This is a genomic window from Curtobacterium uvaldense (genome assembly GCF_028307415.1).
Classification (GTDB): domain Bacteria; phylum Actinomycetota; class Actinomycetes; order Actinomycetales; family Microbacteriaceae; genus Curtobacterium.
The window spans coordinates 1-8,243 of sequence record NZ_JAQMHU010000051.1 but is presented as its reverse complement, the minus strand read 5'-3'; the positions used below and the strand labels follow the sequence as shown (position 1 = coordinate 8,243).

Genomic DNA, 8,243 nt, shown 5'->3' with positions numbered 1-8,243 from the left:
AGCGCGTCGGTGAAGCTGCTGTCGAGCGCGACGGAGGTGTCGCCGCCGAGGACGTCCGGCACGGATGCGACCGGGGCGGGGATCTTCGACGCCTCGGACGAGGAGGAGACCGTCTGCACGTTCGGGGTCGCGGCGTTCGCCGAGCTGATGCCGAACGCGGCACCACCGAGGACGAGGGCGCCGGTGGTGGCGAGGGTGATCGAGGTCTTGAGGGACTTGCGCATGAAATGCGTTCCTTTCGTCGTCGCGCTCGGCGCGGACACTGTGTGTGCGCCGAACACACCCCGGAAAGGGGTGGAGAACCAGCTACTTGCGGCTGGTGAGCGCTCCGGGTGTTTCCCGGTTGATGCAGGTGATTCGGGACCCTCCACCGAAGGGTTTGGACGAGTTCTGAGTCGTTATCTCTCCGTTACAAACCCGAGGGACGCAGCGCCCGTACGGGTCGCACGAGCACCGCGCCCGAGTCGCCTCCCGGGGGACACTCCTGCCCGGACAGCGGTGGAGGCGCTCCCGCGTAGCGTGCGCCGCATGAGCGACCAGCAGCACGAGAACACCCCGACCGACGGCTCCACGGACGCCCCCGAGAGCGAGTTCCAGCGCACCGAGGACCTGCCCGACGGTTCATCCACCGGCAACGCGACCGAGGACCCGCAGCAGGACAGCGACGTCGACTCGGGCGGCGAGCCCGAGTCGCCGGACAACGAGCAGGTCTGATGACCGACGGCCCGGGCCCTCGCGCTCGGGCCGCTCCGACGCGCACCTGACAAGCTCAGGGCATGCAGCACCGCTCCCCCGTCGTCATCGCCGGCTGCGGCGACCTCGGTACCGAGGTCGCCCTGCGCTTCGCGGCGCTCGGCCACCCGGTCACCGGGCTCCGCCGTCGCGCCGAGCGCATCCCCGCCCCGATCACCGGCCGCAGCGTCGACCTCCGACACGAGGTCCCGACGATCGACCCGGAGACGGGCGTGGTCGTCGTCGCCTTCGCCGCCGGCTCCCGTGCCGTGGACGAGTACCGCGCGACCTACGTCGACGGCCTGCGCAACGTGCTCGACGGCATCGACGCGTCCGGCGCCTCACCCCGGCTGCTCGTCGTGTCCTCGACCGCGGTGTACGACGTCGACGACGGCAGCGAGGTGACCGAGGAGACCCCGGCGCGGGCGAGCACCCCGACCGCCGGCGTCCTGCTCGAGGCCGAGGCGCTGCTGCGGGAGCGGGCACCCGAAGCCGTGCTCGTCCGGCTGTCGGGCATCTACGGGCCCGGCCGCGAGCGACTGATCGACCAGGTGCGGTCCGGGCAGGCCCGGCTGTCGCTCGGCACGTCGCCCCACACGAACCGCATCCACCGGGACGACGCCGCCGCGGCACTCGTCCACCTGGCGGGGGTGGACGACCCCGCACCGATCTACCTCGGTACCGACGACGAACCGGCCCGACTCGACGACGTCCTGACGTTCCTGGCGTGCGAACTCGGCGTCGAGCGGCTGCCGAGCGCCGAGCCCGAGGGGCGGCAGGCAGGCGGCGACAAGCGGCTCGCGAACGCCCTGCTGCGCTCGACCGGCTGGGAGCCGCGGTACCCGACGTTCCGCGAGGGCTACCGGGCCGTGCTCGCCGGCGAGGGCACCCGGCACCCGTAGGCGTCGCCGGCGCCGACACCGCGCCTACGGACGTGGGTCTCCGAGGGGCGCGCTCATCTGCACCCGTCGCCCGTACCGATCGAGACCGTGCTGCGCCTCGACCTCGAGCAGCGACCGGTGGAAGGACGTGGCCGGCTCCTCCTCGAGGAAGCCGACCGTCGCGTAGAAGGGCGCGTTCCACGGCACGTCCGCGTAGGTGCGGAGGGAGATGCGTGCGTACCCACGCTCGCGGGCTCCGTCCTTCGCGGCCTCCACGAGCGATCGGCCGAGGCCCCGCCGCGACAGCAGCGGGTGGACCGACAGCTGTTCGAGATGGCAGACACCGTCCACCTCGAGGACGTGCGCGAACCCGGCGACCTCGCCGTCGACCTCGGCGACGAGCAGGAAGCCGGGCTCTGCGAGCCGCGCATCGCCGTGTGGAGCCGGAGCCCAGACGTCGGCGCGGAGGCGGTCGACCAACAGCAGGTCGGCGTCGTTCTCGATCCGCTCGACGGCGTCCGCGTCACTCGGCCGAGCGGAGCGGATGGAGGTCGTCATCGGGCCAGCGTAGGAGGCCCGAGGCCGCACCGACGACGGCCGGGAGGCACGTGGCGGCTCCGCCATGCCCCTCTCGGCCGCCGCCGGTCACGTCAGTGCCGCTCAGTGCTCGTCGTAGTGGTCCTCGTGACGGGCGTGCCGGTGGCCGTCGTGCACGAAGTCGACGTGGTCGCCGTGCTCGACGGTCTCGTGCTCGCCGCCGTCCTGCTCGTGGTCGTGGTCGGCGACGTCGTGCTCGGCGACGCGGTGCTCCTCGGCCTCGGCGGCGGGGGTGGTGTTCGGGTCCGACATGGCTCCTCCTTCGTGAGATCGGTTCTCACATGGAGCCTACGTCGCTGCTCCGGCCCTGTCCGGGCTCAGTGCCAGCGGTGGTCCTGGATCGTCATCCGCGGGCCGAACGTCGGCTTCCGGAAGCCGGAGCCCCCGATCAGTCGGACGATGCGCTCGCGGTGCCCGCGCCAGGGCTCGAGGAGCTCGAGCATCCCGTCGTCGTCGACGGGGCCGCCCGTCAGTGCCCACCCGACGAGGGCCGGCACGTGGTAGTCGCCCACGCTCGGCGAGTCCGGGTCCCCGTGCGCCCGCTGCGCCGTCTCGGCAGCGGTCCACTGCCCGATGCCCGGGACCGACTGCAGCCGCTGCGACACGACCGCGCCACCACGACCGAACCCCAGCGTCCGCTCGAGCGCGGGCGCGACCTTGACCGCCCGCATCACCGTCGCCGAGCGACCGGGCTCGATGCCCGCCCTGTGCCACTCCCAGCTCGGGATCCGCGCCCACTGCTCGGGGGCCGGCGGGACGAACATCTCCGCGGGCGCCGGACCGGGTGCCGGCTCGCCGAAGCGCCGGAGCAGGTACCGCCACGCGCGCCAGGCCTGTCGCGAGGTCACCTTCTGCTCCATGATCGCCGGCACCAGCATCGCCACGACGGTGTTCGTCCGGAGCAGCCGTAACCCCGGCTGACGGTGTCGCGCCTCGGCCAGGAAGGCGTGCGCGCTGACGTCGAGGTCGGACCAGTCGTCCCCGCGCCCGAGCAGGTCCGGTGCGTGCTCGACCGCCCAGGCGGCACCGGCACCCCACGCGGAGACCGCGACGGCATCGCTGCCCGCACGGCGCACGAGCACCGAGGCAGCCCCCGCCGGCGTGCGCAGCGCGAGCCACGTGTCGGACCCGACCACCTGGAAGGCGGGGTCACCGGAACCGCGCTGCAGGGGCCGGAGGGTCGCGCGGACGTCCACCGCGCCTCCAGGCCGGTACACGGTGTCGACCCGGACGGCCGCAGCGGAGGTCTGGCCGGACCCGACGCCCCGGCCGGACCCACCCGGCCGCCGACCGGGCGCTCCGGACGGACCGGAGGCGACGGAGGACGGCAGGGACACACGGGGATGGTAATGCCACACCACCGTCAGACATGATGGGGAGGTCCCCGCAACCCGACGACGTTGGAGTCTCCGTGCGCATCGGCATCCTCACCTCCGGAGGCGACTGCCCCGGCCTCAACGCGGTCATCCGCGCCATCGTGCTCAAGGGCATCGCGATCCACGGCCACGAGTTCGTCGGGTTCCGCGACGGCTGGCGGGGCGTCGTCGACGGGGACATCGTGCCCCTCGGTCGCAAGGACATCCAGGGCATCGCCAAGCAGGGCGGCACGATCCTCGGAACCAGCCGCACGAACCCCTTCGAGGGGCCGAACGGCGGCGTCGAGAACATCACGAAGACCCTCGGACGGCACGGCATCGACGCCATCGTGGCGATCGGCGGCGAGGGCACCCTGGCCGCGGCGAAGCGCCTCACCGACGCGGGCCTGCGGATCGTCGGCGTCCCGAAGACCGTCGACAACGACCTCGGTGCCACCGACTACACGTTCGGCTTCGACACCGCCGTCGCGATCGCGACCGAGGCCATGGACCGCCTCCGCACCACGGGCGAGTCCCACTCGCGCTGCATGGTCGCCGAGGTCATGGGCCGGCACGTGGGCTGGATCGCGCTGCACTCCGGCATGGCCGCGGGTGCGCACGCGATCCTCATCCCGGAGCAGAAGACGAGCATGGAGCAGATCGCGGCGTGGGTGCGTGCCGCCTACGACCGAGGGCGCGCGCCGCTCGTGGTCGTCGCCGAGGGCTTCGTGCCAGACCACGAGGACAACGCGCACACGGAGCGCGGCCTCGACGCGTTCGGGCGGCCGCGGCTGGGCGGGATCGGCGAGCGTCTCGCGCCGATGATCGAGGAGATGACGGGCATCGAGACCCGTGCCACGACGCTCGGGCACATCCAGCGCGGTGGGACCCCGACCGCGTACGACCGGGTGCTGTCGACGCGGCTCGGGCTCGCGGCGATCGACTCCGTGGTCGAGGGGCGGTGGGGCCGGATGGTCGCGCTCCAGGGCACGGAGATCGTGCACGTGTCGTTCGAGGACGCCCTGGGTGAGCTCAAGACGGTCCCGCAGGCGCGGTACGACGAGGCCGCCATCATGTTCGGCTGAGCGGCGCGGCGCAGTTCCGCGCGGAGGAGGCCGTTCCGCGCGGAGGAGGCCGTTCCTTCCTGCTCACCATGCGCGGATCGTCCTTCCATCCTCCGTGCGATGGGTCGGAACGACGGCCGGGAGGCACGGGGTAGCGTCCGGTCCATGACGCGCGCAGTCCTCGTCTCCCGTTCCACCCCACCCGCGATCACGCAGGTCGACCTCCCCGACCCCACCGAGGGCGAGGCGTGCGTCGACGTCACGTACTCGAGCGTGAACTACAAGGACGGGCTCGCCCTGGCGGGCAACCCCGGCGTCGCCCGGATCGACCCGCTGGTCCCGGGCATCGACGTCGTCGGCACCGTGTCGGCGCTCGGCCCCGGGGTCCACGACGTCGCGATCGGTGAGCGCGTGGTGTGCAACGGCGCCGGCCTGGGCGAGACGCGGCACGGCGGGTGGGCGGAGCACGCCATCGTGCCCAGCGGGTCGCTCGTCGTGCTGCCGGACACGGTCGAGGACTCGTTCGCGGCGGCGATCGGCACCGCCGGCTTCACCGCGATGCTCTCCGTGCTCGCCCTCGAGCGGACGGTCTCCCCCGAGGACGGGCCGGTCCTCGTGACGGGGGCGTCCGGCGGCGTCGGCACGGTGGCGATCGCCCTGCTCGCCGCGCGCGGGTACCGCGTGACCGCCTCGACCGGGCGGCGGGCGAACGAGGCCTCGCTCCGTGCGCTCGGCGCGTCGGACGTGGTCGACCGTGCAGCGATCGCCGAGCTCGGCAAGCCGCTGCAGCGCGCGACCTGGGCCGGCGCCGTGGACAGCGTCGGCGGCGCCACGCTCGCGAACGTCCTCGCAGCGACGAGGTGGGGTGGCGCGGTGACGGCGTGCGGCCTGGCGCAGGACGCCGCGCTGCCGACGTCGGTGATGCCGTTCATCCTGCGCGCGGTGTCGTTGCTCGGCATCAACTCGGTCGAGGCGCCCCTGCCGCTGCGACAGCGGGCGTGGGAGCGGCTCGCGACCGACCTCGACCCGGCACTGCTCGCCGACGTCACCCGCACGGTCGACCTCGAGCACGCCGTGGCGATCGGCGCCGAGGTGGTCGCCGGACGGGTGCACGGCCGGACGGTGGTCGACCTGCGACGCTGACGCTTTTCCCTCTCAGGTGATTTCCCGAACGCTTGCCAACTGACACGCTAGGTTTGGCACACGGAACACCCGAACCTGTGAGGAGCAGCCATGCCGGTACCCAAGTCGTCGGTGGAGTCGTCCCCCCGGAAGCTCCTGCGGGACGTCGTGCTCGAGAAGATGCTCGCCGCGATCCAGGACGGCACGCTGCAGGCCGGTGAACGCCTCAACGACGACGAGCTCGTCGCGTGGCTCGGCGTCAGTCGGACCCCGATCCGCGAGGCCATCGCGAAGCTCGTCGACTTCGGGCTCGTCGAGATGGAGGCGAACCGGTACACGCGCGTCGCGTCCCCGACCCGCGAGCAGTACGACGACGCGTTCCAGCTGCTCTTCGGCTTCGCCGAGCTCGCCGCCCGCTGGGCCGTGCCGAACCTCGACGACGCCGCCGTGAAGCAGCTCGGCAAGCTCCTCGACCAGGCCCGCAAGCACGCCGACGCCGAGGACCGCGCCCTGAACGACGACGTCGACGCGCTCATCGCGTTCCTCGTCGCGCACTCGGGCAACGAGCTGCTCGTCAAGACCGCCGAGGGCATCGTCAACCGCGCGAAGTTCGTGCGCATCGGGCAGCCGGAGTTCGTGTTCTGGGACGTCAAGCACGGGCTCGACTCGTTCCGTGCAGCGGCGAAGGCCCGCGACGGCGAGGCCGCCGGTGCCGTCATCCGCGGCATGTCCCGCGCGATGGCCGAGCACATGGCGGAGATCCGCGCCGCGAACGCGCACGCCGACGTCGACGCGACCGTCTGAGACGGGCTGGCCGGGGCACCCGACCGGGCAGACTGGCCGGGTGACCGACGTCCTGCTCAGAACCGAAGCCCTCCGTGTCACCCGCTCCGGGCGGGATCTGCTGCACGACGTGGCCCTGACCGTCCGCAGCGGCGAGCACTGGGCGCTGCTCGGTCCGAACGGCGCGGGCAAGTCGACCCTGCTCGCCGTCCTCGGTGCGAACGGGCACCCGACCGCGGGCACCGTCGAGCTGCTCGGGCGTCGGCTCGGCCGCGTCGACGTGCGGGAGCTCCGCGAGCACATCGGGCACGTCGACCCGCGGCACCGCATGCTGTCGCCGCTGACGGTCACCGAGACCGTCCTGACCGGGCTGACCGGCACGACGGACCTCATGATGCGGTGGGAGCCGACGCCGGACCAGCTCGAGACCGCCCGACGGCACGTCGCGGACGTCGGCCTCGCGGCACGGGCCGACGCCCGATGGCCGGTGCTGTCGCAGGGCGAACGCGGGCGGACCCTCATCGCCCGGGCGTTGATGAGCGAACCGCGCCTGCTGCTGCTCGACGAGCCGGCCACCGGACTCGACGTCGCCGCGCGCGAGCACCTGCTCGAGACGGTCGACACCCTGCGCCAGCGCCAGCCGGACCTCGGCAGCGTGATGGTGACCCACCACCTCGAGGACCTGCCCGCGTCGACCTCGCACGCGATGCTGCTGCGCGACGGCGCCGTGGTGGCCCAGGGCCCGGCAGACGAGGTCGTCACGTCCGAGGCGGTGTCGCACGCCTTCGCATTCCCGCTGGCCATCGAGCGGACCGCTGGCCGCTGGCACGCGCGCCGCGCGGAGTAGCCGCACCGCGCCTCCCGTCCGGATCCACCTCTGGTCGGGGAACCGTGCGCCGCGTCGTCCGGACGGCGGGGTGCGCAACCGTCCGTCCGGACGGTGTGACATGTGGTGTTCCAGCGCTTCACTGTTCATGTCGACGGAGAGACCGCCGACACGACCGAACGGAGCACATCGTGAACACCATCAAGAAGACCATCCTCGCCACGTCGGCCGGGCTCGCCCTCGTGGGTGGGGTCGTCCTCGCGCCGCTCACGGCGCACGGGGAACCGGACCGGTCGGAGACCGGTCGGCCGACCACCTCGCAGCAGCAGACCGGCAACCAGGGACAGGACCGGAAGGACCCTCGGACGCCGGACACGAAGGGTTCCGGCGGGAAGTCGGGCTCGACCGGGTCCGGCGCGCGGGGGTCGGGCGGGAACGACGGATCGACCACGCCCGCGGAGAAGAAGAAGCAGCCGCAGTCCGAGCAGCAGCGCCAGCAGCAGCCGGCGGGTGACCGCTTCACCTGCACGAAGGGCACGAAGCCGACACCGGTGTACGGCAAGGACGGACACATCACGCCGGAGAGCGCTCGGCAGCTCCTCGCGGCCGGGTGCAGCGCGAACGACGGATCGGAGCTGGAGGAGGCGGCGAACCCCGACCGCCACTCGGGGAAGAGCACCCCCGGATCTGGCAGCTCGAAGCCGAAGGCCCCGGTCGGGAAGCAGGGCGTCACCCAGCCCCCGACCAAGCTCCCGCGCGTCGCGGGGTGATCCGGCTCGGGGGGGCGGGGGCCCCCCCCCCCCCCCCCCCCCCCCCCCCCCCCCCCCACCCCCCCCCCCCCCCACCCCCCCCCCCCCCCCCCCCCCCCCCCCCCCCCCCCCCC

The 8,243-nt window shown here is 73.2% G+C and carries 11 protein-coding genes; 7 read left to right on the top strand and 4 right to left on the bottom strand.

All coding sequences use genetic code 11. The annotated features are described in order from the left end of the window. Positions 1-224 (bottom strand): hypothetical protein (locus PIJ49_RS16625; RefSeq protein WP_442874661.1); only part of this gene is annotated, 224 nt, incomplete at its 3' end. Between the two features lie 304 nt (positions 225-528). On the opposite strand from PIJ49_RS16625, the gene PIJ49_RS16620 reads away from it, so the two are divergent. Both PIJ49_RS16620 and PIJ49_RS16615 read left to right on the top strand, forming a co-directional pair. Further along, positions 529-714 (top strand): hypothetical protein, encoded by a 186-nt coding sequence (locus PIJ49_RS16620; protein WP_058729353.1) that lies wholly within the window; start codon positions 529-531, stop codon positions 712-714. Positions 715-776: 62 nt separating this feature from the next. Next, complete coding sequence (locus PIJ49_RS16615) at positions 777-1,634, top strand: NAD-dependent epimerase/dehydratase family protein (protein WP_271827116.1); 858 nt, start codon at positions 777-779, stop codon at positions 1,632-1,634. A gap of 24 nt (positions 1,635-1,658) precedes the next feature. Here the strand turns inward: PIJ49_RS16615 and PIJ49_RS16610 are convergent, their stop codons facing one another. The 3 genes from PIJ49_RS16610 to PIJ49_RS16600 form a co-directional block, all read right to left on the bottom strand. After that, positions 1,659-2,171 (bottom strand): GNAT family N-acetyltransferase, encoded by a 513-nt coding sequence (locus PIJ49_RS16610; protein WP_271827115.1) that lies wholly within the window; start codon positions 2,169-2,171, stop codon positions 1,659-1,661. 102 nt (positions 2,172-2,273) lie between these two features. Beyond that, positions 2,274-2,462, bottom strand: a complete 189-nt coding sequence (locus PIJ49_RS16605) for a hypothetical protein (protein WP_058750533.1) — start codon at positions 2,460-2,462, stop codon at positions 2,274-2,276. Between the two features lie 65 nt (positions 2,463-2,527). After that, positions 2,528-3,427, bottom strand: coding sequence for a DNA-3-methyladenine glycosylase family protein (locus PIJ49_RS16600; protein ID WP_271827117.1), 900 nt, complete (start codon positions 3,425-3,427; stop codon positions 2,528-2,530). A 194-nt stretch (positions 3,428-3,621) separates the two neighbouring features. Here PIJ49_RS16600 and PIJ49_RS16595 point away from each other — a divergent pair, with 194 nt between their 5' ends. The 5 genes from PIJ49_RS16595 (at position 3,622) to PIJ49_RS16575 (ending at position 8,130) form a co-directional block, all read left to right on the top strand. Further along, positions 3,622-4,650 carry a 6-phosphofructokinase gene (locus PIJ49_RS16595; RefSeq protein ID WP_066651350.1) on the top strand — a complete coding sequence of 343 codons (1,029 nt, stop codon included), beginning with the start codon at positions 3,622-3,624 and terminating at the stop codon, positions 4,648-4,650. A 144-nt stretch (positions 4,651-4,794) separates the two neighbouring features. Further along, the gene (locus tag PIJ49_RS16590) at positions 4,795-5,772 is read left to right on the top strand and encodes an MDR family oxidoreductase (protein ID WP_271827114.1); all 978 of its coding nucleotides are present in this window, start codon (positions 4,795-4,797) and stop codon (positions 5,770-5,772) included. A gap of 90 nt (positions 5,773-5,862) precedes the next feature. Then, positions 5,863-6,555, top strand: coding sequence for a GntR family transcriptional regulator (locus PIJ49_RS16585; protein ID WP_271827113.1), 693 nt, complete (start codon positions 5,863-5,865; stop codon positions 6,553-6,555). Positions 6,556-6,595: 40 nt separating this feature from the next. Next, positions 6,596-7,381, top strand: a complete 786-nt coding sequence (locus PIJ49_RS16580; RefSeq protein WP_271827112.1) for an ABC transporter ATP-binding protein — start codon at positions 6,596-6,598, stop codon at positions 7,379-7,381. A 170-nt stretch (positions 7,382-7,551) separates the two neighbouring features. Then, positions 7,552-8,130: a hypothetical protein gene (locus PIJ49_RS16575; protein ID WP_066651342.1), complete on the top strand. Its 579-nt coding sequence runs from the start codon at positions 7,552-7,554 to the stop codon at positions 8,128-8,130. Positions 8,131-8,243 lie beyond the last annotated feature (113 nt).

Bases quoted from the DNA above. Each gene is read 5' to 3' on its own strand.
- PIJ49_RS16605 (WP_058750533.1), bottom strand. From the start codon at position 2,462: ATGTCGGACCCGAACACCACCCCCGCCGCCGAGGCCGAGGAGCACCGC.
- PIJ49_RS16585 (WP_271827113.1), top strand. From the start codon at position 5,863: ATGCCGGTACCCAAGTCGTCGGTGGAGTCGTCCCCCCGGAAGCTCCTG.
- PIJ49_RS16590 (WP_271827114.1), top strand. From the start codon at position 4,795: ATGACGCGCGCAGTCCTCGTCTCCCGTTCCACCCCACCCGCGATCACG.
- PIJ49_RS16620 (WP_058729353.1), top strand. From the start codon at position 529: ATGAGCGACCAGCAGCACGAGAACACCCCGACCGACGGCTCCACGGAC.
- PIJ49_RS16615 (WP_271827116.1), top strand. From the start codon at position 777: ATGCAGCACCGCTCCCCCGTCGTCATCGCCGGCTGCGGCGACCTCGGT.
- PIJ49_RS16610 (WP_271827115.1), bottom strand. From the start codon at position 2,171: ATGACGACCTCCATCCGCTCCGCTCGGCCGAGTGACGCGGACGCCGTC.